This window comes from Nostoc sp. GT001 (assembly GCF_030382115.1).
In the GTDB taxonomy this organism is placed as follows: Bacteria; Cyanobacteriota; Cyanobacteriia; order Cyanobacteriales; family Nostocaceae; genus Nostoc.
Window position 1 is genome coordinate 6,072,391 of the sequence record NZ_JAUDRJ010000003.1, and the last position, 24,493, is coordinate 6,096,883.

Annotated in this window: 19 protein-coding genes and 1 pseudogene; 10 read left to right on the plus strand and 10 right to left on the minus strand. The window is 41.2% G+C overall.

Translation table 11 applies throughout. The features are described 5' to 3' along the window. Positions 1–20 precede the first annotated feature (20 nt). Together QUD05_RS34535 and QUD05_RS34540 are read right to left on the minus strand one after the other, a co-directional pair. A complete protein-coding gene (locus QUD05_RS34535) occupies positions 21–1,859 on the minus strand; it encodes an ATP-binding protein (protein WP_502911417.1) in 1,839 nt (612 codons plus the stop codon). Beyond that, positions 1,846–3,552: a GAF domain-containing protein gene (locus QUD05_RS34540; protein ID WP_502911418.1), complete on the minus strand. Its 1,707-nt coding sequence runs from the start codon at positions 3,550–3,552 to the stop codon at positions 1,846–1,848. Before QUD05_RS34540 ends, QUD05_RS34535 begins: the two co-directional genes overlap by 14 nt. A gap of 1,032 nt (positions 3,553–4,584) precedes the next feature. Here QUD05_RS34540 and QUD05_RS28440 point away from each other — a divergent pair. Together QUD05_RS28440 and QUD05_RS28445 are read left to right on the plus strand one after the other, a co-directional pair. Next, positions 4,585–5,223, plus strand: coding sequence for a GNAT family N-acetyltransferase (locus QUD05_RS28440; protein WP_322639206.1), 639 nt, complete (start codon positions 4,585–4,587; stop codon positions 5,221–5,223). A gap of 896 nt (positions 5,224–6,119) precedes the next feature. Then, complete coding sequence (locus tag QUD05_RS28445; RefSeq protein ID WP_289798997.1) at positions 6,120–6,674, plus strand: hypothetical protein; 555 nt, start codon at positions 6,120–6,122, stop codon at positions 6,672–6,674. Between the two features lie 8 nt (positions 6,675–6,682). Here QUD05_RS28445 and QUD05_RS28450 read toward each other — a convergent pair whose 3' ends face one another. The 4 genes from QUD05_RS28450 to QUD05_RS28465 all read right to left on the minus strand — a co-directional run bounded on the left by QUD05_RS28450 (position 6,683) and on the right by QUD05_RS28465 (position 12,141). Beyond that, positions 6,683–7,831, minus strand: a complete 1,149-nt coding sequence (locus QUD05_RS28450) for a histidinol-phosphate transaminase (protein WP_289800104.1) — start codon at positions 7,829–7,831, stop codon at positions 6,683–6,685. 157 nt (positions 7,832–7,988) lie between these two features. Then, on the minus strand, positions 7,989–8,624 hold the full coding sequence (locus QUD05_RS28455) for a YqiA/YcfP family alpha/beta fold hydrolase (RefSeq protein ID WP_289798998.1): 636 nt from the start codon (positions 8,622–8,624) through the stop codon (positions 7,989–7,991). Between the two features lie 112 nt (positions 8,625–8,736). After that, complete coding sequence (gene gor / locus QUD05_RS28460) at positions 8,737–10,113, minus strand: glutathione-disulfide reductase (RefSeq protein WP_289798999.1); 1,377 nt, start codon at positions 10,111–10,113, stop codon at positions 8,737–8,739. Positions 10,114–10,446: 333 nt separating this feature from the next. Beyond that, a complete protein-coding gene (locus QUD05_RS28465) occupies positions 10,447–12,141 on the minus strand; it encodes a FecR domain-containing protein (protein ID WP_289799000.1) in 1,695 nt (564 codons plus the stop codon). Between the two features lie 648 nt (positions 12,142–12,789). On the opposite strand from QUD05_RS28465, the gene QUD05_RS28470 reads away from it, so the two are divergent. Further along, complete coding sequence (locus QUD05_RS28470; RefSeq protein ID WP_409879259.1) at positions 12,790–14,106, plus strand: hypothetical protein; 1,317 nt, start codon at positions 12,790–12,792, stop codon at positions 14,104–14,106. A 54-nt stretch (positions 14,107–14,160) separates the two neighbouring features. On the opposite strand, the pseudogene QUD05_RS28475 reads toward QUD05_RS28470, so the two are convergent. Next, positions 14,161–14,983 (minus strand): annotated as a pseudogene (locus QUD05_RS28475) (sulfurtransferase). A gap of 26 nt (positions 14,984–15,009) precedes the next feature. On the opposite strand from QUD05_RS28475, the gene QUD05_RS28480 reads away from it, so the two are divergent. From QUD05_RS28480 to QUD05_RS28495, 4 genes are all read left to right on the plus strand, one after another. Continuing rightward, positions 15,010–15,933, plus strand: coding sequence for a tRNA (5-methylaminomethyl-2-thiouridine)(34)-methyltransferase MnmD (locus QUD05_RS28480; RefSeq protein WP_289799001.1), 924 nt, complete (start codon positions 15,010–15,012; stop codon positions 15,931–15,933). 501 nt (positions 15,934–16,434) lie between these two features. Further along, complete coding sequence (locus tag QUD05_RS28485; protein WP_289799002.1) at positions 16,435–17,679, plus strand: response regulator; 1,245 nt, start codon at positions 16,435–16,437, stop codon at positions 17,677–17,679. Positions 17,680–17,881: 202 nt separating this feature from the next. Then, a complete protein-coding gene (gene glmU / locus QUD05_RS28490) occupies positions 17,882–19,261 on the plus strand; it encodes a bifunctional UDP-N-acetylglucosamine diphosphorylase/glucosamine-1-phosphate N-acetyltransferase GlmU (protein WP_289799003.1) in 1,380 nt (459 codons plus the stop codon). A 115-nt stretch (positions 19,262–19,376) separates the two neighbouring features. After that, positions 19,377–19,799: a DUF29 family protein gene (locus tag QUD05_RS28495; protein WP_289799004.1), complete on the plus strand. Its 423-nt coding sequence runs from the start codon at positions 19,377–19,379 to the stop codon at positions 19,797–19,799. Here the strand turns inward: QUD05_RS28495 and QUD05_RS28500 are convergent. Further along, positions 19,790–20,743 carry an isoaspartyl peptidase/L-asparaginase gene (locus QUD05_RS28500; RefSeq protein ID WP_194041108.1) on the minus strand — a complete coding sequence of 318 codons (954 nt, stop codon included), beginning with the start codon at positions 20,741–20,743 and terminating at the stop codon, positions 19,790–19,792. The genes QUD05_RS28495 and QUD05_RS28500 overlap by 10 nt on opposite strands. Then, positions 20,743–20,937, minus strand: coding sequence for a DUF2256 domain-containing protein (locus tag QUD05_RS28505; RefSeq protein ID WP_289799005.1), 195 nt, complete (start codon positions 20,935–20,937; stop codon positions 20,743–20,745). Before QUD05_RS28505 ends, QUD05_RS28500 begins: the two co-directional genes overlap by 1 nt. Positions 20,938–21,752: 815 nt before the next feature. Here QUD05_RS28505 and QUD05_RS28510 point away from each other — a divergent pair. The 3 genes from QUD05_RS28510 to QUD05_RS28520 all read left to right on the plus strand — a co-directional run bounded on the left by QUD05_RS28510 (position 21,753) and on the right by QUD05_RS28520 (position 22,618). Further along, positions 21,753–21,959 carry a hypothetical protein gene (locus tag QUD05_RS28510; RefSeq protein WP_289799006.1) on the plus strand — a complete coding sequence of 69 codons (207 nt, stop codon included), beginning with the start codon at positions 21,753–21,755 and terminating at the stop codon, positions 21,957–21,959. A gap of 106 nt (positions 21,960–22,065) precedes the next feature. Beyond that, a complete protein-coding gene (locus QUD05_RS28515) occupies positions 22,066–22,311 on the plus strand; it encodes a hypothetical protein (protein ID WP_289799007.1) in 246 nt (81 codons plus the stop codon). Between the two features lie 142 nt (positions 22,312–22,453). Beyond that, positions 22,454–22,618, plus strand: a complete 165-nt coding sequence (locus tag QUD05_RS28520) for a hypothetical protein (RefSeq protein WP_289799008.1) — start codon at positions 22,454–22,456, stop codon at positions 22,616–22,618. 591 nt (positions 22,619–23,209) lie between these two features. Here the strand turns inward: QUD05_RS28520 and QUD05_RS28525 are convergent. Next, on the minus strand, positions 23,210–24,067 hold the full coding sequence (locus tag QUD05_RS28525; RefSeq protein ID WP_289799009.1) for a PEP-CTERM sorting domain-containing protein: 858 nt from the start codon (positions 24,065–24,067) through the stop codon (positions 23,210–23,212). Positions 24,068–24,493: the final 426 nt, after the last annotated feature.

The following is a 24,493-nucleotide window of genomic DNA, read 5'->3' on the forward strand; positions in this document are numbered from 1 at the left end:
TTAAAATACCAGTCTAAATTTTAGCGATTAACCATTACCTCTGGTGAAACAGCAAAAGTCAAAACTGTTTCATCTACGCCTTTAAGTTCTAGCGGACTACCTTTAGTAATTTCTCCTTCCTGTAAATAATCTGCTACGGCAGCAGAAACCAGGATTGTACCGGGAACAGCGGCAGCTTGCAACCTTGCGGCAATATTCACACTTGGGCCAATAGCAGTATAGTCGGCGCGTTCAGCGCTACCAAACATCCCCACAACAGCAGTACCTTGGTGAATACCGCATCGGAACTGTACGCTAGTAAGTTTGTCGCTATCGAATACACCTTGCTCTCGCCAGCGCTGGTTCAAGTCAGCCAGTGAGCGGTGCATTGCTCTTGCTGTATTGATGGCACGACGCACTTGTTCATTAGGGGTTAGTTCTTCCGGCGCTCCATATAAAGCTAAAATAGCATCTCCCATAAATTTATCTACAGTGCCGCCATTGCTAAAGACAACTTTGGTCATGGCTTCTAAATATTCATTTAGCAGCTCTGCAACTCGTCGGGATCTGAGAGTATTTGCTAGCTGTGTAAAACCCACAATGTCACTAAATAAAACTGTAATTAAGCGCGGTTCTGGGCGCAAATCTAACGTTAAATCTCCGGTTGCGGCTTTTTGCACCAATACAGCAGGTAAAAAGCGCTTTAGCACCGATTCTGTTAGATAAGTATTTAACTCCACAATTCGCCGTTCATTTTCTTTCAACGCTAAAAGATTCCGAACTTCTGCCAAAAGTTCCCGATCGTTAAATGGTTTTGCTAAATAAGCGTCCGCGCCATTTTCTGTACCTTCGATGCGGGTTTCCTCATCTACTTTCGCTGTCAGCAGAATGATTGGTGTTCCTTTCAACGTCTCCTCATTGCGGATCATCTGAATCATCTCAAGTCCGCTCACTAACGGCATCATTAAGTCAGTCACAATCAAGCTGGGTAGAATTTCCTTCGCTCTACTGTGCCCTTCATGACCGTTACGAGCTGTCTGTACATGATAGCCATTACGGCGGAAAATTTCAGATACATAGGTTCGCAAATCGGGGTTGTCATCTACAACTAAAATTGAGTGCTGAGTCTTATGTGCTGAGTCTTGAGTATCAACATTGGGGGAGAGGTTTATTGTAATATCTTCAATATTGTCTGTTGTTGACTCTACTAGTTCTAAATCAGCTAATTCTACGCTAGCGCGGCTTGTATTCAGTTCTGTAGGCGTTTCTACTACTTGCTGTGTAGGTAAATGAGCATTTCCAGTCACCAGCCATAAACTAAAAGTAGTACCTTCACCATACACTGATTCCACAGTGACTTGACCACCATGTAATTCTACTAATTCTTTAACTAAAGCTAAACCCAAACCACTGCCTTCATAGGAGCGGTTTGCTGAACCTTCAGCTTGGCGAAAGCGCTCAAATAGGTGGGGAATTTGTTCTTTAACAATACCAATTCCAGTATCTTGCACTTGTAATATGCAGCGATCGCGCTCAGATTTTAGTCTGACACTGATGGTGCCACCTTCGGGAGTAAACTTCATGGCATTTGACAAGAGGTTATAAACCACCTTGTCAAATTTTTCCATGTCCAAGTACACCGTTGAACACTCATCTAACTGGGTAGCTAGATGCAGTCTCTTTTTCTCACAGTAGGGACGAAAAGATTCAACTATTTGGCTGACAAATTCGACTAAATCACAGGGATGGAAGCTAGGCTGCATTCTCCCGGCATTCAGGCGTTGTAAATCCAGGAGTTGATTTACCAGTCGCAGCAGGCGGCGGGAGTTACGCAGGGCGATCGCACTTTGGGAGTAAGATAATCCCTCACCAGCCGCCACCGCTGACTCTAAAGCGCCCTTGAATCAAGGTAATCGGTGTGCGAAACTCATGGGAAATATTTTGGAAAAATTCGGTTTTTTGTTTGTCTAATTCCAGTAAGCGTTCAGCTTGTTGGCGAGTTTTTTGATATAAGTGTGACTGCTGCACAGCGATCGCGGCTTGCGCTGCTACTGCTTTCGCCAAATCGATATCAGATGGCAACCACTGGCGTACTTTTTTACCTTCATGCAAAGTAATACTACCAATACATTTACCATCAGCCAATAATGGCACAAACATTAGCGATCGCGCTGGCATTTTTAAAGGCAAATCAAAACCCCGCACATCTGAGGGAGAATGGCTCACATTACCAATTACCACAGGTTCATGTGTCTGTAGCATTTGTTGGAGGATGGGATTTTCCTGAATCGATGCTTGAGAATAGGGTAATCTCTGGTTTGGTAGGTGATTATTGCTACTTAAATTATGATCTGGGGCTGGCGCTCTTAAATTTTCTAGATGTTGAAAACTATCATACAAACCCACACATTCAACAAACTCATCTTCCTCTGTCCACAAAGACAAGACGCAGCCATCAACTTGTAAAGCTTGTCCCAATTGTTGGGTAATAGCCGCAAAGATATCTTGAGGATCTAAGCTAGAGCGAATTGCGCTAGTAATCGTATTAATCAAGCTCTCTCGCTTGGCAAGGGCACGTACTTGTTCGTAAGCATAAGCTTGAGACAAAGCTAAAGCTGCCTGATCCGCTACCATCAAAACTAACTGCACCTCATCCTCGCCCCAGAAGCGAGGAACAGAACACTGGTGCAGCGCTAGCACCGCCATCAGTTCTTGTTGGCAGATCAATGGCACAACTAAACTAGAACAAATGTTAGCAGCAGCAAAAGCTTGCCCCCGCTCACGCAGTTCGGGAGTGTTACCGTGAATGCGCTCATCATCGATCGCATCGTGAATCACTTGAACTTCGCGGGTTTCCCACACTGTCTGAGCCAAAAGAGGCAGAGGAGTTGCAGAGGATATAGCGGGCACAGAGGAAAGACTTACTGCTACTTCCGCTCCGATCTCCTGCACCTCTGTTTCTTCAGAAAGAGGTTTCTGATAAATAAACCCTTTATCCGCCAACTGCTCATCTTGGAAGGGACGTAGCAGACAAACATCCACTTCCAACATGTGACCCACTGTGTCTACAATTGCTTGCAAAATTTGTCTGTAGTCTAAAGCGCTGCGAATCGTATTGGTAACGGTATTCAGCAGCGATTCTTGACGGAGTGTGCGGGTAAGTTCGCGGGTTCTAGCTTTGAGGACATTGTGGGTATCCAAAGCTTGGCGTACCACCGCTTTTAGTTCCTCCGCTTCCCACGGTTTAGTGACATATTTAAATACCTTACCAGCGTTAATTGCTTCCACCAAGTCTTCGACATCGGTGTAGCCAGTTAAAATAATCCGAATAATATCTGGATATTGAGTTGCTGTTAGGCTCAAAAATTCTGTACCGCTCATCATCGGCATCCGCTGATCGGAGATGATCACCGCGATCTCTCCCTCTTGAGCCAGCAGATCGAGGGCCGCAGGGCCAGAGGTTGCCCTTAGCACCTTATAATCACGATAGAAAGTGCGGTAAAGCAAGTCAAGGTTGTCTGGTTCATCATCGACAACCAAAATTTTAGGCTTACTGTTTGCTTGGGATTTCATGCACCGCTTTCCTGCTGCAACGGCAGTCGGATAAAGAATAATCTGATCAGGTAAGGATTTTTCTGAGTCAGGTAAGAGCAGAGCATTTCGACCAATAGGGCTATTTGGCTACATGACTGCTGAGTGTAGGAGCGTTTGCTCACAGAAATTCGTCTCAATTGCTTGTGCCGATTACCGTTTGCGTTGGTGCAGTGTAATTGCTTTCATTGTCAGTTTTAGTGTTACAGAGTCGACGCTTACTTGCCAAATCTTTTTTCACCTCCTGTGAGCAATGTCTGATAATACATACAGCGCTCATAGCCAGCTGAAAAATCCAGATAAAGCTGCATATTAAGTTTTCCCTCCACAGCTGTTGTAATAACACTTGCAGGTAAATTTTATTTATGGTAGTCATGGTAGAGTCAGCGAAATTAAAACAATAAGATTTAAAGCCAAAGTATACTATTAGACAAATACCTCTTTCTAATTTAGCAATCAGAACTATCATTAAGACAAGTGGTAGTGCTTGAGGAGTTAGAGATTAGGGATTAGGGAACCTTACAGATTCTTGTCCCAGTAACTGTACAGCCTATTTAGATGACTTAGTAGCAAAGTAGTATCAGTGTAGCGGTAACTGCAAAAAACAAGTTCAGTAGTACAACCAAAGGTGGTCTTAAACCAGAGTTTGCCAATAGTGTACTTACTTAACAATTTTGGAGATGCTGCTTACAGACAAGTTATGCTATTTCTCTGCCCACTGGCTCAAAGCTCTATCACTTTACAAATGTTTTTGTGGCAATCAGTTTGAGATTGTGCCTACCTAAAACAAGGGATGCGATGAATATACTGAATTTAAGGTTATAGATTTATGAAGTTGTAACTCCTAATACTCTTTTAAAAATGCAGGTTATAAAACTCCAAACTAAAGTGTAAAAATTTGTTTAATCTACAAGCAAAAGCGAATTAGCAATATTGGTTCAGTTAAATTTTCTGGGCAACTCTATAAAGTTCTGATTTAGTTTTAATCTTGTTTTAGGATATTTGAGAAAATTTTTGTTGAATAAAATCAATACTAAACTAGCCTTGAAATATCGGTTTTTTCACCCATACCACCAACAACCAATCGATCCAGCTTCCTGCCAATTCCAAATTCGTACAGCTACACCTGCTGATTTGATTGGTGTTGCCCAAATTATTACTGAAAGCTTTCACTCCCACAAGGGTATATGGGGATGGGCTTTCCCGTTGCTACGTCTGGGTATTTACGAAGACTTAAGGCATCGGATGGCATCACCTGCGCCCCGTCATCTTTGCTTAGTTGCCTTTGAAGCTACTACTAGTGAAGCTAATAACTTAGTAGGAAGTGTGGAAATGGGTATACGCTACAGCAGTGATTCATGGAACCAGGTTGGTGTAGGTTTTCCTTACTTATCTAATTTAGCGGTTCACCCAAAATACCGTAGACATGGTGTGGCTTCAGGATTACTTACTAGCTGTGAAAAAGTCTCTCGCGAGTGGGGATTTCAAGACTTATATCTCCATGTTTTAGAAAATAACTATCAAGCACGACAGCTGTATTTCAAGCTGGGATATCGAGTGCATAAAGTCGAATCTAATTGGAATACATTTTTTCTAAGACGCTCAAGCCAGATGTTATTGCATAAGCACCTGAGTGCTGATTCCATTATCTGAGTTTTGTGTTGGCAATTGTCAAGTTTTGTATTCTGTTCCAATTAATTCGATAAAATCTGTAACTCATAGCGGCAATCAAACACAAACTAAGCTAAACCACTTCTACCTTGAGAACCATAGTTATTTTGACTTAGAGAAAGCTCAAAACTCAAGCCAGGACTAAATAATATACTCTTCTTAAGAACTCCAGGTTTTCAACTGGATGGGGTTTAATTAGAAATCTAGCCAACATTAGCTAAATATCCAGATAAATCCGCTTTGATTTCGATGACTGACTTGCTTTAGCAGGCAAAAGCTAACGATAAATAAGGCTCTTTGAGTTATATTGAGTTTTTTGACGCAATCAAATAGGAGTCCTATAAATTAAAACTAAAATATGTTTGTTAATTTACTCGCTTCTTAAATAGCTTTTAATAAATTTTTTATCAAAAGAATATTTGATTTAAACTTTTTACGAAAAATAACCTCGTCCCTATAAAGAAATTATCTTTTTGGTAAATATTTTTAATATTAAAAAATGTTAAATTTAGCTTTTGGAATTTATGGTTAACAAATTTTTGAAAGCATTCAATATAGATGAAAATAGACTATAATCGGAAGATACGCGAAATTGCATTGAAAGAAATCAATTACTTCCTCATAAAAAATTTGTAATTAATATATTCATCTTTATAAAAACTTTAAGAAAATACTCGTATAGTTTACAGACAAATCTAGTTATATCTCATAAAATATAATCACTCAATTACTGAAACAACGCCTATATATTGTTATTTTTAGTTGGATTGACCAGAAAGGTCTTGATAATAAAAGAATTCAAAAACTTGATTTGATATAACAGCTAGTTCCGTTTTGAAGTGCATACTACAACAACATTCATTAAAAGTTTAAAAAACATGGATAGCGAACAGCATCGACGCTATCAGACCTCTATGGTATCAACTTATTACCCTGAAACTACTTTCCTTGACTCTGTTGTCATGTCAGACGGAACTGAGCAATCACAAAGCTCGGATATCCTTACACGTTTGCACAGTGGAGAAGTTTTCATCGTCAATAGTCGTAGGCGAAATGGATTAATACTTTTTAAACGCTACCATGCAGAGTTTGCTGGCCCTGGGGCTGCTGTGGGTGGGGATTACGATTGTGATTGCCAAAGGGCACTGCCCATAGGTAATCTTTCTTTATTAACTCCTGAATCTAATGAAGAACGCCAGAAGGCTTACTTGATTAGGCGACAGTGGATTCGATTGATCAAGCAAATTACAGAAAATCCACTGCCTGGGCAGCGAGTACAGAAAATTCTCGATCAATTTGAACAATACTTTCCACCAGAAATAGTGGCTCTTTTGCCGGATGTTGCCTTTGCTCTTTTAGTAGGTGTGCTGCCACAAACAGTTGGAGTAGTACGCCGTTTGGGGAGTGAGGTAAATAGCAGGTTTAATTACTGAGTAAATTGCTAAGATGACAAATTTGCCAAAGCAGCTTTTACTCGATTAACGGTGCGGGCGTTTTCTTCTATCGTTCCGACAGTAATTCGTAATCCTCCACTAATGTACCGTACAAGAGTGCCGAGTGTTCTGAGTTTCTGGTGGAAAGTTTTTAAAGCAGCTTCTTGTGAATTAAAGACATTTGGTTTAAAACGCAGGTAAATAAAGTTGGCAGCACTTGGAGTAATTTGTAGTTCCGGTTGTTGGGATAAAATTTCGATGAGTTTGGCTCTTTCGCTCAGGGTTTGGGGAATTGATTCGAGCAAGAGTTTACGATTTTGTAAACCAACTAAGGCAGCTGCTAGGGAAAAACTGGGGAGATTGTAGGGTAAGCGAACTTTTTCTAAAATGGCGATCGCTTCGGGATGGGCAACGCAATAACCAATACGGAGAGATGCCAATCGGAAAGCTTTAGAAAAAGTGCGTAATATTACCCAATTAGGATGCTGTGCTAATTCACCTACTAGGGTAGTTTGACTGAATTCAAAGTAAGCTTCATCAATTACTACTAAAATATGGTGTGGCAAGCTTCTTAACCACGCCAACTCTGCCTCAGTTAAGCTGTTAGCAGTCGGCGAATTGGGATGTACTACGAAAACTACGCGAATAGGAGGATTTTGAGTTTGTTCGATCGCAGACTGTGCGTCGCTTATGTCAATTTCAAAATTTGTTTCATTTCTCCCCACCGCCACTACAGGAATCCCCAAAGTTTGCGCCAAAATTCCGTACATCGAGAAAGTGGGATTGGCAACGAGAATTGACCCTTCTCCTTTTAGACAGGTGGCGATTAATAAAGAGCGGATTAGTTCATCTGAACCATTACCAACAGAAATATTGACAGCAGTAAATAAGGATGATGAGAGGGCGGCTGAGTGATTGACGTACTCAGCGATCGCATCCTTAAGTGTTTCATGTCCGCCATCAGGATAACGATTTGTTTCAATTACTTGCTGATAAGTCCACGCCAGCTTCTCTTTTAACTCAGGTGGTAAATCGTAAGGGCTTTCATTTGTATCTAGCCGATCAAACTGTGTGGCGACAGAATCGGCTGTATCGCTGCTAGGATGAGGTTTATAGGCGGTGAATTGGGCTAAATCTGACCGGATGAAGGGAAGCATAGTTTTAGTCATTAGTCATTGGTCATTAGTCATTAGTCACTTGTACTGAGCGTAGTCGTTGGCGCAGCCTCTCGTAGAGAAGTATTGGTCATTAGTAACTAACAAAGGACAAATGACTAAGGACATTATTTATATGTGAGTCTAATATTTTACAACTTCAAGGTAATTGGCAAAAGAGGCGAATTGCCTGCCAAATTTCTTCCATAACATTACCCAAAGCGTGGTCACTGTCGAGTTCGACTAACTCAACCCAAGGACGCGATCGCGCAAAGTCACGACTAGCTTCTATCGGAATGACTTCATCCTTTTTTCCGTGCAAAATTAGCGTGGAGATAGGACGTTGCAAAAGTTTTTCTTGGTATTGGGCAGCGTCTATGACGAAATCGTAACTTAAAGGAATTAATCGCTCTTCCCCGTAGTGGTAGACCATGATAGATTTTTCTTGCTGCCAACGCTGTACTTCTTCATCTCCTAGCTTGGGCAACCAATGGGATAAAAACCCAAAAGCTGGTGCTAGTAAAACTAAGCGTTGTACTTGCAAATTTTGTTGTCCCAAGTGGGCGGCAGTTAAACCACCCAAACTTGAGCCAATCAGCGTTACTGGTGTAGAATCATTGTTAAATTCTGCGGCAACTTGAGCGATCTGACGAGTGATTGTCAACTGGGAAAAATCGCCTACATTGAGATCGGGAATTTTCAGCTTTGTGTGAATTTGGGTAAAGTGATCGCTTATATCCCGCGCTTTGGCAGAATTAGGGCTAGAAGCAAAGCCGTGAAGATATATGTAGTCCAAAGTTGTAAACAGTTAGGAGTTAAAAATTATTGAGTGTTGATAAATAAAGATTTATCATTTTTTATGACTCATTTATAATTCATAACTCACAACTCCTCACTCCTAAGTTTTATTACCGCATTGTGACAAATTCCTCTGCGGATGAGGGATGGATACCCACAGTGGCATCAAAGTCTTTTTTAGTTGCGCCCATCTTGACTGCGATCGCTATACCTTGGATAATCTCAGCGGCACTTTCACCTACCATGTGAGCGCCTATAACTTTGTCGGTATTGCTATCAACTACCAACTTCATCATTGTCTTTTCTTGCTTACCAGTCAAACTGTGGTACATGGGGCGGAAGCGAGTGCGAAAAATTTTGACGGCATCACCAAGTTTTTCCCGTGCTTCGGCTTCTGTCGAGCCGACTGTTGCGGCTTCTGGGCTAGAAAATATGGCTGTGGGCACAGTTTCGTGACTGAATTCGCGGCGATTATTCCCAAATTCGCTATCGGCAAAGGCGCGACCTTCGCCAATGGCCACGGGAGTTAAATTGATTCGGTCGGTGACATCGCCAACAGCAAAAATATTCGGTTGACTAGTTTGACTATATTCATTGACTGCGATTGCATTTGTGGTAGCGTATCCAGGCCCTTCTATAGAACTGGCGACAACATCAACCCCAGCGTTTTCTAAACCTAATCCATCTACATTGGGAGTTCGACCAGTCGCTACTAAAAACACATCGGCAATTACTGGTTCTTGATCGTCCCCTGATAAAGTCAATTTCAACCCTTCTGGCACACGTTCAATTGCTTTCACCACATTATTCTTAATCAAGCGAATTCCGTGGTTTGTCATGCCCTCTTCAATTTCTATACGGACATCTTCATCAAAACCATTTAAAATCTTTTCACCTCTGGTAATTTGTGTCACTTCAGAACCCAAACCACGCATAATACAAGCAAATTCCGTGCCGATATAACCAGCGCCAATAATAACGATGTGTTTTGGTTGTTCTTTTAGATGAAACATTTCGTTGGAGGTAATGCCATGTTCCATCCCTGGTAAATCTGGCTTGACAGGACGCCCACCAACAGCAATTAAAATTTTGTCTGCTGTAACCTTACGTCCATCAACTTCTATGGTGTGGGGGTCTACCAATGTGGCGCGGCCAGAAAATAGTTCTACTCCGGCTTTTTCCAAGAAGCTTATATGTAGTTGCGACAGCCGTCGAACTTCCTTATCTATAGATGTAATGAAATATTCCCAGTCAAACTCAGCATTACCTACTTTCCAGCCATAGCCTGAAGCATCACTGAACAGTTCGGGAAAGTGAGAGCCATAGACCATGAGTTTTTTGGGAACGCAACCGCGAATCACACAAGTGCCACCAACTAAATCATATTCAGCGATCGCCACTTTTGCGCCGTAGCTAGCCGCTCGTTTGGAAGCCGCCAAACCTCCAGAACCCGCACCAATTACAAACAGGTCGTAATCAAAAGTCATAAGTTTATGTTCTCTTTAGCAACAAGTGAGTTCCTGGGAACTTACACACAGAAAGTGATTGAACTATATAAGGATATCCGGTGAACCCTGTGTAAGTCCTGTCCTTGATTTAATCTAGCGTTAGCAGATGCTATCTGGTCGTAGGGAATATCACTTTTTGCTTTGGCAGCTTGTAAAAGCAGTAGTTAACAGTTGTATAGTTCTGCCCCTAGTGGAGCATAAGTCTGTGCTATCGCATTGAAGCAGCTAAGTTCCACAAGAATTACGCAAAATTATGACAAAACCTACTGCCTTCGGTGTTTGCATAGCATTTTTTACTACCATTAGCAATTTTTATGTACTTGGAGAGTCAGTTGGCGTTACGGGCGTTGGTGTTACTGGCGTTACGGGTGTTGGCGTTACTGGAGTTACGGGTGTTGGCGTTACTGGAGTTACGGGTGTTGGTGTTACTGGAGTTACGGGTGTTGGATCTATCGGCGTTACAGGTGTTGGATCTGTTGAGGTTACAGGTGTTGGCGTTACTGGAGTTACGGGTGTTGGCGTTACTGGAGTTACGGGTGTTGGCGTTACTGGAGTTACGGGCGTTGGATCTATCGGCGTTACGGGAGTTGGATCTGTTGAGGTTACGGGTGTTGGCGTTACTGGAGTTACGGGCGTTGGATCTATCGGCGTTACGGGAGTTGGATCTGTTGAGGTTACAGGTGTTGGTGTTACTGGAGTTACGGGCGTTGGATCTATCGGCGTTACAGGTGTTGGATCTGTTGAGGTTACAGGTGTTGGTGTTACTGGAGTTACGGGCGTTGGATCTATCGGCGTTACGGGTGTTGGATCTGTTGAGGTTACAGGTGTTGGCGTTACTGGAGTTACGGGTGTTGGATCTATCGGCGTTACGGGTGTTGGATCTGTTGAGGTTACAGGTGTTGGCGTTACTGGAGTTACGGGTGTTGGATCTATCGGCGTTACGGGTGTTGGATCTGTTGAGGTTACAGGTGTTGGCGTTACTGGAGTTATGGGTGTTGGATCTATCGGCGTTACAGGTATTGGCGTTACTGGAGTTACGGGTGTTGGATCTATCGGCGTTACAGGTGTTGGATCTGTTGAGGTTACAGATGTTGGTGTTACTGGAGTTACGGGTGTTGGATCTATCGGCGTTACAGGTGTTGTCTTAGCTGGGGTGTCGGGTGTTGTCTTAGCTGGGGTGTCGGGTGTTGTCTTAGCTGGGGTGTCGGATGTTGTCTGAGTTGAGGTGTCGGATGTTGTCTCAGTTGGGGTGTTGCGTGTAGGAGGTAGATTCATTTCAAATACTCCCTCACCTTTTATCGGTGGCTGTGCTTCCAAAGCCGCAGCAGTTTCGGCTTGAACACTGGTGATTGCAGGATCGGGTGTAGGCACAGGACTCTGCCTGTTCAAATCAAGTTCCCGAACCATCTGGCTCGTTTCATAAAAATTTCTGAGATCAAAATCATATAACCTCTGAAATTCGCCTTTAACTATAATCACCATTTGTCCTGCTTCCAACACCTGAGTTTGAGAAGCTTTCTTGTTAGAAACTTCAATACCGCTATTTGTCAGCGCACCTACAATCGTGGTGTCTGTTTGTGGGTCGTAGCGTACAAATAATGCTGAACCACGAATTGCTGCTGCTGCATTTGGTGTTTGTATACGTGTTTGTCCCTTTCCTGGTGGGATGAGCAACAACACAGTCCCATTTGTCAGTTTAAAGTCACGAGTCTTCGGCAAAAATTGAAATAACGCCTGTTCTCCAACTCGTGCCAAAGAGCCATCATTAAAACGCAAATCTGCTAGAGAAGCTCGACCAGTTGACAACCCGTCCCCAGGGGTCATTGCATCTAATTTGCGTGCAGGACGTTTCTTCAATTTATCTTTGGGTATCAGTTGTACGATGTTGCGGAGGTTCTGAATCTCTGCTCGCGTTAGAGGAGTTATAGCACTTACCCGATTTGGCAGAGGAAGTACTATAAGTCCCCATAAACCAATCACTAATAATGGAAACGATTTATAAAACATAGGTTGAAAAAATTTTGACCTTCAATTAATATCACAAAAATTAAAGTTTAAGCTAATGCTAATTGTTGTAAGAGTTTTTTTAGATAAATTAGTTTAAATTTTAATTTAGATTTAATGCATTAAATCAAACAAGAGACTCATATTTTATTTTTGAAAAAACTCAGTACACATCTATTATTTTTTTCGTATTTACATGTTCCTTATCTATACAAGCCAGTTCATGAATCAAATTGGATTACTATATGTATCTAGTTGATTTAAGTTTTCCTTCAGAAAATGAAATTGTATGCAATAAAGTCTGTGGGAGATTGAAAAGTTAGTATTTGATATAAAAAATTAAACGAGAAGCACCTTACATATAATCCTTTATAATCAGTTCAGTCAGGGGGTCATTAATTATAGGGGGCAATAACTTGCTAAGATTTGTTGTGAAATTACCCACTTGCTGTATTTCACTAAAATTTAAGCAGTAATTTTATCGGAGCATCTCAGTTGTTCAAAAAAATCTGGGAAAAATCCGAAAAGCAATAATTTTAGTTTGTAGTTTCAGTATATACCTACAAAGCTTAAAATAGATGCAATCAACTGTATCTTTGTAGTCGGAACTTCCGATACAGCTTGTGGGTCTACATTTGCCAAACGCAATCAATGCGATCTAACCAGATGCGACTCAATAACTGGAAAAATTTGTTTTTTTGTATTTTGTTAACGTCCAGTGGTGGAAGCTGGTGTTGCATTAGAGTGGATGCGGCAGAATTTGCAATTACAGATGTTTTGCATACTAGTAATTTAGCAACTACACAGGTAACTCATGAGCAGTTATGTCATAAGTTGGAGCAAAAAGCAATTAACTCTTTTTGCAAGCTGTCAAGTGAGTTACATACTTTAGACTCTCGGATGCCGTTAAATCTGGCACAGCAAATACCAGAAACGACTCAAATCCCAGATCAAACCGAAGAACCTATAGATACTCAAAAGCAAAATGACCCGCCACAGCTAGAATCGCAGCCAAATAATTTGCCCATATCTCCTTCAGACTCAAAGGAGCAACTATTAAATTTACCTGAGAGAGAGTATTCTCAAAGGCGAGAGAGGTTGATAGAACTACTACGATCGCCAAAACTACCATTTGAATCTAATAGCGATCGCGAATTGGGGTTACGGGTGCGGTTACGGCCCCTAGAACAACAGCTACCACCACCGACAGAACAACCTGTACCTCAGTTTAAACCTATCGGCTATCTACAAGGACGTGTCGGCTACTTCCAAACGAATAACATATTTTCCTCAAATGATAGTCCTATAGAAGATGGTTTAATTATTTCTGGACTGACACTAGCCTCTACATATTTCCCTTTGGGATCTAAAACTTTTTTAAATGGCTCAATTGATGGCAATCTGATTCGTTATATAAATCAGTCAGAATATAATTACAACCAGGTGAGATTCAATCTCAGTATTTACCAGCAGCTATCCCAACGAATGTTTGGAGAAATCAGTTGGAGCAATCAACAGTTATTTTATGCCAACAGCAGCAATCGTTTGGATAGCTTCAAAGCAGGCGATCGCTTTTTAAATGAAAATTCCTTACAACTGTCTTTGGGACGGCGAGATCCCTTAACTTCAAGATTAACCCTAGATAGCTTCTACGAATTGAGTGTAAATTTTGCTGACCCCCAAAGTCGTAATCGGATAATCAATTCCTTTTGGGTGTCTCTGAACTACTACTTACAAAAGCCTCTTCAGGTTGGTATTGGCTACCAGATGTACTTATCAGACTTTACACAGCGCGATCGAGAAGACGAATTTTATCGGCTATTCGGACACTTAAATTACCGAATATCCGACACTATTAATATGAATGTCCAAGCTGGAGTGACTTTAGGTAGTTCAACCGCCGAAAACATTGATTTTGATGGCTGGTTCTTCACTATTAATTACGGTTTGCAATTAGGTCGGTTTTGAGAAGAGTTAGGAGTTTGGAGTTTTAATTTTTAACTTCTCACTCCTAACTCCTAACTATAAATAGGAAATCCAATCACTCCAGCTACCAGCATAAAGTTTACCCTTGCTAATACCTAGCTAATTCTAAAGAAAGTAAATTCACACAAGCAGTAACGCCAGAACCGCAATATACCAATATTTCTTCCGCTGTTTCTAGCTTTTCCCACCGACGGCGTTGTTCTTCTTGAGGAATTAGGTAGCCGGAAGAGTCTGTAACTTCTTGCCAGGGATAGTTGACTGCACCGGGAATATGTCCAGCAATTCGATCGATTGGCTCTCGTTCGCCTCGGTAGCGATCGCTCTCTCTTGAATCTACCAGTACTACCTCGTGGCTATCTTTCCGGCTTTTCACCGCTGTAATATCTACCACCTTTTCTGTTTGTACTTGAGGGACAAACGTACCCATTCGGGGGGAAGGAATAATATGTGTAACAGAATATCCAGCTTTTTGCCATCCAGTCAAGCCGCCATCCAGCACTGCTACTTGCTCGTGTCCTAGATAGCGCAACAGCCACCAGAGACGAGCTGCAAAAGCAAAGCCCGAATCATCATAAGCTACAACTAAACTTTTTTGATAATTTACCCCAATCGCTGCCAATTTGTTAGCTATATGATTAGGGTTAGGTAGAGGATGTCTTCCGCCATGCTTACCCACTGGACTGGAAAGATCCTGATTCAAATCTAAGTAATATGACCCCTCTATATGACTCGTTTGATACTGTTGTTGTCCTAGTTGTGGATCGGTTAAAGAAAAGCGACAATCCACAATAACAACTTGTGGATCTTCTAGATGTTCAAACAGCCAAGCTGGCGAAACAACAAATTGGGGATTGGGCATTAGTCATTATTTAGTTTTTTTGTAAGATGTCAGACTTAGAGAATTTTACACCTAAGTTAACAGCAGATGGTTCTTTCACCTTTGTCTCTCAAGAGTTTGGTGAATCCTTTCACAGCCATTATGGAGCTATGCAGGAAAGTTTTTGTAAGTTTGTGGAACCTACTCAACTGGCTACAGCAGCGCAAAAACCGATCTTGCGACTATTGGATGTTTGTTATGGTCTAGGATATAACACAGCCGCTGCTTTGCAAACAATTTGGGCAGTCAATCCTAGTTGTTGTGTTGAAGTAATTGGTTTAGAACTGAATCCAGCAGTGCCACAAGCGGCGATCGCTCATCAGTTGTTCGACAATTGGAACTCTAACTATATTAAAATTTTGAAACAGCTAGCTTTTGAGCATCAAGTGCAAACACCTTGCTTGAAAGCGAAGCTACTAATTGGCGATGCTAGAACTACAATCGCGTTAGTACGTCAGTCAGGTTTCTGGGCAGATGCAATTTTCCTCGATCCTTTTTCACCACCACAGTGTCCTCAATTATGGACTGTTGAATTTATTAAACAGTTGTCATTGTGTTTACACCCAGATGGTTTATTAGCCACTTATTCTTGTGCTGCTGCTGTACGCACAGCACTTCTGTCTGCTGGCTTGGTGATAGGTTCTACCCCACCCGTAGGAAGGCGATCGCCTGGTACCGTGGCAACACATTCTCAAAATTCTGAGTCTAAAAACCACTTCCCACTCACTACCCTCTCAGAAGTCGAAAAAGAACACTTGCTAACTCGTGCTGCTATTCCCTATCGCGATTCTCAAATGAGCGATCCAACCGAAGTAATAATCATGCGGCGACAACAAGAGCAACAAACTTCTTGCCTAGAACCTGCCTCTCATTGGCGAAAAAGGTGGCTATTGCGAACACAAGGCAGGGATTTTATGGGAAGTAGTTTGTAGTTTGATTGCAATATCATACAATATGCTATGCCTATGAACTGCAAGCCTAATTCAACGAGTTTTTACGAGCCACATAGCTTATCTATATGTTAGTATTCAATATCACATGCTCCTTAACAGTACTTGAGTATTGCTATAACTGAAGTAAAAACATTTATATCTAATGATTACTATAAAGACTTGAAACTCAAAATTCGATATCTCGATATAAAGCAGTCAATTTTAACGCTTTCTGATGCCACAATGCTAAAAAATCTCCGTAAAAAACCTGATTTAACATTTGTGAGAATTTATCATACTGGAATTAGAAGCAAAAAATTTGACAACAAGATACACCTTGTTCGTACCATAAAGGATACATGCTGCGAAAAATTGAGATCAGATCGGCAGCTTGACATCATGCATAATTCCTATGGAAACTCTGGCTCAGATACAGTCGAGTCTTAAATTGGTTTTTAAAATCTGACACTGTTAACTTGTGCAAAAACTTGGAGTGCCTTTGTGATTCAATGGAAATCCAACCATACAGGCTTTACAGAAACAATTGTTAATGGGTCAAACCCCATTAGCACAGTTAAGAGTATCGTTTCAAATCATGCCGTGGAATCGCAAAATGCGGAGGGTTATTCTTTAGGCTTATCTCAAGGAGACCTTATGCTTGAAGATCGGCAAGCAATGTCTTCTTGGATAAAATCTGATGTTAATTGTGATGATGATTCATTGGTCTCTAGAACACTACAAGCCAAAGGTTCTAAAGTGAATGGGTTTGATTTAGATCCGCCGAAGGTTTTAGTTGTTGACGATCATGCCGCCAGTCGGATGACTGCTGTTGCCCTCTTGGGGATGGAAGGATACGAAGTGATTGAGGCGGACAGTGGTTCTATTGTTGTGGGATTGGTAACTCAAAAACAACCAGATTTGATTTTGCTGGATGTAATGATGCCAGGAATGGATGGATTTCAAGTGTGCCAATTGCTTAAACAGGATGAGCAGACTAGGCTAATCCCAGTAATTTTTATTACAGCATTAAATGACAGGCGATCGCGCATTCGGGGAATTGAAGTTGGGGCAGATGATTTTCTCACCAAACCATTCGATCGGGTAGAACTAGCAGCGCGTGTAAAGTCCTTAGTGCGGCAGAAGCGTCTGAACGAAGATTTAGACCATGCCGAACAAGTACTGTTTTCCATTGCCATGTCTATTGAAAGTCGCGATCCTAATACGGGCAATCATTGCGAACGTCTAGTAAAACTGGGACAAGTTTTTGGTGAATACCTCAACCTCTCACGCTATCAAATTCGAGATTTGATGTGGGGTGGTTATCTCCACGATATCGGAAAGGTAGGTATTCCCGATGCTGTGCTGCTAAAAAAAGGCAAACTCACCCCCGAAGATTGGCAAATTATGCAGCAGCACGTTTTGATTGGAGAAAAAATCTGCCAACCACTACGGAGTATGCGGGGTGTAATTCCGATTATTCGTCATCACCACGAACGTTGGGATGGCTCAGGCTACCCCGATCGACTCAAAGGGGATGATATTCCCTACCTAGCGCAAGTATTTCAGTTAATTGATATTTACGATGCCTTAACCAGCGAACGACCTTACAAAAGAGCTTTTACTTCAGCAGAAGCACTTTTAGTGATGCAAGAAGAAACTGATTCTGGTTGGCGTAACCCCAAACTAATGCGGCAGTTTGCAGAGTTTATTTGCTTTTGTCAGAAAAAAGGGAAGAGTGGGGAATAGGGAGTAATGATTTGTAGCTGCTGTAATAAACGCTAATTGGTATTACGATCATCTCTGCTTTTGAGGAGTAAAGTTATACCGACTCCTTAATTCCGACTCCTTTAATATTTTCAGTCTTCTATAATTAGCTGGTATGATTTGAGCCGAGATTTTAAAGTACCAACAGCATTAATCACATTTCACTGATAGCTGATAGCTAATTATGGTAGTTGTAGCAATTCTAGCGGCGGGACGCGGCACACGGATGAAATCACGCTTACCCAAGGTTTTACATTCTTTAGGTGGGCGATCGCTAGTAGAGAGAGTTCTCGAAAGTGTAGAACCACTTTCGCCCTCACGGCGAATCGTGATTGTGGGATATCAATCCGAGGAAGTGCAAGCCGCCATGCATTCAATCCCCAGTTTGGAGTTTGTCGAACAGACTGTGCAATTGGGTACAGGTCATGCTATCCAGCAATTACTTCCTCACTTGGAAAATTACACTGGAGATTTGCTGGTACTTAACGGCGATTTACCGTTAATACGCAGCGAAACTCTTAAGCAGATGTTACAAACTCACGTCCAAAATCAAAACTCTGCCACTATTCTCACCTCGCACCTACCTGATCCCACAGGCTATGGGCGCGTTTTTTGTAACGATGAAAATATTGTGCAAGAAATGGTCGAACACAAGGATTGTACTGCTGTTCAAAGAAAAAATCAGCGGATTAACGCTGGAGTTTACTGCTTTCGCTGGCCAGATTTGGCAAAGGTGCTTCCCCACCTCCAGGCAAACAATGCTCAAAAAGAATACTATCTTACCGATGCTGTGACTCAGGTGGGACAAGTTATGGCAGTGGATGTGGAAGATTACCAAGAAATTCTCGGCATCAACGATCGCTTGCAACTGGCAACAGCATACGAAATTTTGCAAAAACGAGTCAAGGAAAAATGGATGCTGGCGGGTGTCACCCTCATCGACCCCACAAGCATCACCATTGATGAAACAGTGGAATTGCAGCCAGATGTAATTATTGAACCCCAAACTCACCTGCGGGGAAATACGGTAATCCAAGCAGGAAGTCACATTGGNGCGGGGAGTTTAATTGAAAATAGTCAATTAAGTGAAAATGTCACAGTGCAATATTCAGTAGTCATAAATAGCACCGTGCAGGCCGGAAGCCGAATTGGGCCTTATACTCATTTGCGCGGTCAAGTACAGGTGGGTGCTGGTTGCCGTGTGGGGAATTTTGTGGAATTGAAAAATACGCAATTAGGCGATCGCACCAATGCAGCACATTTGTCATACATAGGCGATACTGTTGTCGGCAATCAGGTGAATATTGGTGCTGGTACAATTACTGCCAACTATGACGGCGTGAAGAAACATCGCACCAAAATAGGCGATCGCACAAAAACTGGTGCCAATACCGTTTTAGTGGCTCCACTCACTTTGGGAGATGATGTCTATATCGCAGCTGGTTCTACTGTGACAGAAGATGTGCCTGATGATTCTCTGGTAATTGCCCGTAGTCGTCAGGTGGTGAAACCAGCTTGGCGAAGGAAAAATGTTGAAAATGAAACCACAGATCAACATAAATAATTCATCGGTGTTAATCGCGGTTGATCTGTGGTTTATAGTCTAAAGTCACGATTTTTGCCAGATATCTAATCTAGTTAGATTAGTAATATAGCCAAAATCTCAACACATAACATACATGGAAGAACTGCTAGAACTTAGGCAATTTCTAGAACAAGGCAAAATCCATGAGGCGCTACTGTTGGTGGATGAGTTAGAAGAAATGAGCCTCAGTGACAAAATCAATAAAATTGATAGTTATGGTGTGATTCTGCTCATCCATTTAATTAAACAAATGGCCGAAAAACGTTCTACTCGCTCTTGGGATGTTTCAATAGAAAATACAGTGCGGGAAATCAACAAAATAAACAAGCGCCGCAAATCTGGTGGCTTTTACTTGAATCAAGCAGAATTACTCGATATTCTGCAACAAGGATATCAAGTGGCACTGAAACGAGCGGCGCTAGAAACTTTTGAAGGGCGTTATGAAGCCAAAGAATTAGCTGCAATGGTTGACCAGCAAGAAACTTTAGCCGAAGCACTGAAACTGATTCAACAATAGCCGATCAATTCACTATCATTCCATTCCAAGGTGTCACCAACTTTTTCCCCGTCATGGTAGGCGGCGAGTAAGATTTCGCTAGTTTTCCCCCAAGCGATCGCTCCACTAGCATCTAAGGCGATCGCTCCCAAATCGCGTTTGTTCTCGTGGGCTTCCCCAAAGGATCGCTGCATTGCCTCCTTCAGTGACATCCCATCAGTGACACGCACTACAATCCGTGCAGCTAAACACTCATCGATGATATCTTCGCCAATGCCAGTACAGCTAACACCAGCATTACTAGTCGCATAATTACCTGCTGGCATCGCCGAATCACTTACCCGGCCAATCCGCTCAAATCCCTTACCACCAGTAGAAGTGCCAGCAGCTAGCTTACCAGATGCATCTAAAGCTACTACACCGATGGTACCGCGTCCGGCATTGCTGGTTTCTAGTAGTTCGGGTTCTGCTACCACGCCAGCCATTGTGCTTTTAAAATTATCCTGGCGCTCTTGTATCCACTCTTGTAATCGCAAATCAGTTAAGGCGTTGTAGCTGGGAATTTGCATTTCCCGCGCCAACTCAGCCGAACCGAAATCTGATAGCACTCGGTCTGGCGAGCTTTGTAAAAATTGCGCTAAATCAATCGGATTTTTCACCCGCGAGATATTAATCACACCACTAAATCGTCCTGATGCACCATCCATCAGGGAAGCACTCATACGGATTTGTCCATCGGATTGCAATACTGAACCAGTACCAGCATTAAAACGGGGGTTGTCTTCGAGCATTAGGCAACCCTGCACCACTGCCTCAGAGGCAGTTGCTCCTGACAATAGCAGAGAATAAACTTCTTCTATTACTGTATGGAGCGATCGGCGCACCGCCTCTAATCCGCCTTTACCGTGGAGAGAACTACCAGCCCCTCCATGAATAATTAATTTAGGTTGCACCTGTAACTCCATTAATCTCTTGCGCTATTTGCGTCTGTATCGCGGTTGGTTTCATTTTGAGCTTCAGAACGGCGACGACGACAACGTTCTGAACAATATTTCACATCGTCCCAACAATCTTGCCACTTTTTACGCCATGTGAAAGGACGTTGACATACCGGACAGATTTTTGTGGGTAGGTCAGATTTAGAACGAACACGTCCCATATAAATACTGTGTAGATGAGAATTTAATCTCTGAGGGAGATGGAAGATAATTATAACCAGTTTGCTACGAAGGCAGGATAAATTCGACGAACAAATATATTGTCAATCTATCCTTAGACTTACTTACAATATTTTTTCTAAAAAGAGAGAGGCTTTGAATCTTACTATCCTTCTCTTTTAGGGACTTGAAAAAAATAAAAGGTTATGTAGATACCCCTAACCCGTCAGGAGTGTTTCATTTCCTAAAAGGTGCTGATTTACAAGCGCTTCAAGCAAAAAAATCAGGTGAATAAAAAATCTGATTGCACAAGAAAATGGTGATGCCTACGTCAAGGCTTTGGCAACCCACTGAAATTGACTCTTTAAGATAGTAATTTTTCGATTACTAACTTCACCAAATTTATTGCCTATGCTGTTGGCAATATTCCTAATAGATCGAATTAAATAGCCCTGGAAGTTAGGGAATGTAAAAGTGCCTAAAGCCATAGTGAAACACTTTTCAAACAATATCTAAATACTAGAAAGTGTCAGTAACTTGATAATACACAGCAAGACACTTTTCAAACAATATCTAAATACTAGAAAGTGTCAGTAACTTGACAATACACAGCAAGATACTTTTTAAACAATATCTAAATATTAGAAAGTGTCAGTAACTTGATAATAGAATGTTTTTTACTTGTTGAAAGAAAATTTACGTAAAACTACTATTCATCGAATTCTAATAGTGCTATTCTTTGTATGCTGCTAAAAAACAAGTTGTAGTGGCACGACAACAAACAAGTTTACCTTACTAGCTCTTAGGAAAGAAAATCATGATTATCAACGATCTTTCTCATGTAGAAACCGTTCTTGAAAATGAGAATGTTCAAGGTGGAATAGCTTTTGCAGATGCTAATTCAAAAGCATTCGCTTTTGGTAAAAACATCGCTATCACCAGCATTGCCACTAGCACCATTGCTGTCTCTAAGAAATTCAGCCTATCTGCTAGTGTCGGTTCATCTAGTTCTTCTGCCGGCTAAATATGCCTTAGCACTACAATGTGCTACAGTGCATTTTAGATAGAAAAATTGCTGAAAGTTTTGATAACTTTCAGCAATACATTTGTTTTTCAAAGAGAGCTTTTTTATGGAACGATTAAGAATTTCCGATCTCAGTTTTTGTGAAGATGAAGTTTCCGATCTTAGTCAAGTACAAGGGGGATTTGCATCTGCTTACGCACGTGGTTATTCTACTGCTAAGAAGAGCAGTTATAAAATAGACAAATCCGGTATTTCAGCTGAGATTTCAGGTGCTATTGGTGCCGGTATTGCTGCCGCTATTACTGATGGTGATAAGGTTATTGCATCTGTCGATACATCGGCAAAAGTTTAATAAAGCTGGCATAACCAAATTGTAGGAAGCTTTTATGGACATAGCCCATAAAAGTTTGTTAGGAATATTTTTATACCTCTATCTGATACCACATATATGTAGTATAAGACAGTAGGTAAAAGTGACACTTCGGCGTTGCTAAATGACTATGCTTGTTTTTGAGTTCAAAGCTGATGAAAAGTCAGCCCAGATAACAGCAGTAGATAATGCAATTCTGACTGTAAAACTCATTCAAAATAGCTGTATTTGGCTATGGATGAATATTAAAAATACAGCTAAAAAAGATTTGCATAAATTATGGAATTGATTGTGCTGTATTTGCAGCTAACTTTTCTTTTGCTAATGAACTTAACTCAATGGCAAGACTTACCAGTTGAGAACAAGCATAGTCTTCTATCTCTTGGTTTTATGACAACCGTAAAAGGGGTACTGCGGGTTTAAAACGATATCCACAGTTCCAAAAATATTGTCGCCCTGTTGATTACAAAAAATCAGGGTACAAACTTGTGGATGATCGAAAATCTATAACTTTTAACAAGAAAAAAGCATTGGGCGATTAAATTAAGAAAGTGTTAATGACTCACACTATCCACTAGAATACACGTTTGTAAGTGTGGCTGTGTAATGGGTAGGGACGAAAACGCAGCAATAAAGTGCGATTCATTCAGTCGAAACCAAATAATTGGTGGATTACTGGCCTCTACAGGGTAATCCATGAGGATTGAGTTCGCAGTTTCATCCCTTCTAGATGACAACTTCATTTTTATCGCTATTTATTTGCATTTTTTTAATGCTTGTCTGTCAGGGTGCAAAATCACAAAATTATCTGCATACCTACTGACTTGGGGTTTCCATAAATGTCATTTCTCAGACCTGAACTTTTCTTAGTGCAAACATACTAAACAGACCTTAAATCTTTATTAACCAACAACGCAGATGAAGAAGCTCTTTTTCGCTTGCGTATTGAGATAGCACCAAACATAGTGCAACTAAACAGCGAACCTAGAATTGTTGAGGGTTCTGGGACAGTATAGACGCTCACCTGATTACTTTTAGATTCTATTAAGGTTAAACGAGTTAACTTATCGAAAGTACGGGAATATTTACCCTTAAAGCTAGTCAAAGCATATTCCTGTGTTCCGCCAAAAGATTTATCAATAGTAGTCTGATTTGAATCAAGAGTTATGTTACTACTCGGTTCAAATACAAAAGCATCATTGTTACCTATTGTTGATAAATTTCCAGAAATCTTGAAATAGTCTAAAAGATTACCAGTATCGCTGTCGTATAACTGATATAAAAACTCTCCACTAGCATTTGCACGTTCAGTCACGGCATCATCAATGGATGTTTTCAGGTTAAATAAGCCACTGAAATCAAAAGAAAACTCTTTGTCAACTATGAAATCATAACCGATAATCCCAGCAAAGCTTTCCGCCGACCCTGTATAGCCATCACCCTGACCTTGAGCTTGGCTGAAGGACAAATTCGAGGCAGAGTTGTTTGCATCGATATTAAACTTAGCCTCAGCGTTAGCATCAGCAGTTACTTGACCACCTGTGCTAATTGCTGTGGTTACATTATCAGTCAAAGTCCTAACATCTGAAGGGCTAGTACTAAAGTTGTTGATGTTGAATTTGGACTCAGAATATGCAATGGTAGCAGCTTGGCTTGGTAAGGTTGCCAATATCGAAGTAGCGATCGCTGGAGTAGCCAATGCAAAAAAACGCTTTACAATTTCAGTGTAGCTTTTCATACAAATTTTTGTTTTTGTTTAGGATGTTAAGATTGCAAATTTGTCATGCTTATCTACTGCCTTACTGATAAGTAAGAACAAGTTATAGGCAAGGAGGATGGTCAGCCTGAGAACTTTTCAAGCTATATTGGTCTTATGTAGAAGAAATCTTCTATTTAAGGACTAATTTTTATTTACCATTGACACACTTTTCTATAAGTAATAACCGCGTAAGTAATTTAGTTATTAAGTTAAGTATGCGTTTAATTGGTTACATATTTATACTAATCGTACATCCACTAGTTTCTTGTAAAGCTAGAGTAAAAAAGAGCGTTTTTTAATTGGAATTTACGTAAGGATTCCGTAGGGAAAAGTTCACAAATTCAGTAGAGAAAAGTTTACATAAGTGATGTTGCTGCCAAAGCATCCTTTGATGAGCAAGCAAGT

Bases quoted from the DNA above. Each gene is read 5' to 3' on its own strand.
- QUD05_RS34540 (WP_502911418.1), bottom strand. From the start codon at position 3,552: ATGAAATCCCAAGCAAACAGTAAGCCTAAAATTTTGGTTGTCGATGAT.
- QUD05_RS28445 (WP_289798997.1), top strand. From the start codon at position 6,120: ATGGATAGCGAACAGCATCGACGCTATCAGACCTCTATGGTATCAACT.
- QUD05_RS28450 (WP_289800104.1), bottom strand. From the start codon at position 7,831: ATGCTTCCCTTCATCCGGTCAGATTTAGCCCAATTCACCGCCTATAAA.
- gor (WP_289798999.1), bottom strand. From the start codon at position 10,113: ATGACTTTTGATTACGACCTGTTTGTAATTGGTGCGGGTTCTGGAGGT.
- QUD05_RS28465 (WP_289799000.1), bottom strand. From the start codon at position 12,141: ATGTTTTATAAATCGTTTCCATTATTAGTGATTGGTTTATGGGGACTT.
- QUD05_RS28470 (WP_409879259.1), top strand. From the start codon at position 12,790: ATGCGATCTAACCAGATGCGACTCAATAACTGGAAAAATTTGTTTTTT.
- QUD05_RS28480 (WP_289799001.1), top strand. From the start codon at position 15,010: ATGTCAGACTTAGAGAATTTTACACCTAAGTTAACAGCAGATGGTTCT.
- QUD05_RS28495 (WP_289799004.1), top strand. From the start codon at position 19,377: ATGGAAGAACTGCTAGAACTTAGGCAATTTCTAGAACAAGGCAAAATC.
- QUD05_RS28500 (WP_194041108.1), bottom strand. From the start codon at position 20,743: ATGGAGTTACAGGTGCAACCTAAATTAATTATTCATGGAGGGGCTGGT.
- QUD05_RS28505 (WP_289799005.1), bottom strand. From the start codon at position 20,937: ATGGGACGTGTTCGTTCTAAATCTGACCTACCCACAAAAATCTGTCCG.
- QUD05_RS28510 (WP_289799006.1), top strand. From the start codon at position 21,753: ATGATTATCAACGATCTTTCTCATGTAGAAACCGTTCTTGAAAATGAG.
- QUD05_RS28515 (WP_289799007.1), top strand. From the start codon at position 22,066: ATGGAACGATTAAGAATTTCCGATCTCAGTTTTTGTGAAGATGAAGTT.
- QUD05_RS28520 (WP_289799008.1), top strand. From the start codon at position 22,454: ATGACTATGCTTGTTTTTGAGTTCAAAGCTGATGAAAAGTCAGCCCAG.
- QUD05_RS28525 (WP_289799009.1), bottom strand. From the start codon at position 24,067: ATGAAAAGCTACACTGAAATTGTAAAGCGTTTTTTTGCATTGGCTACT.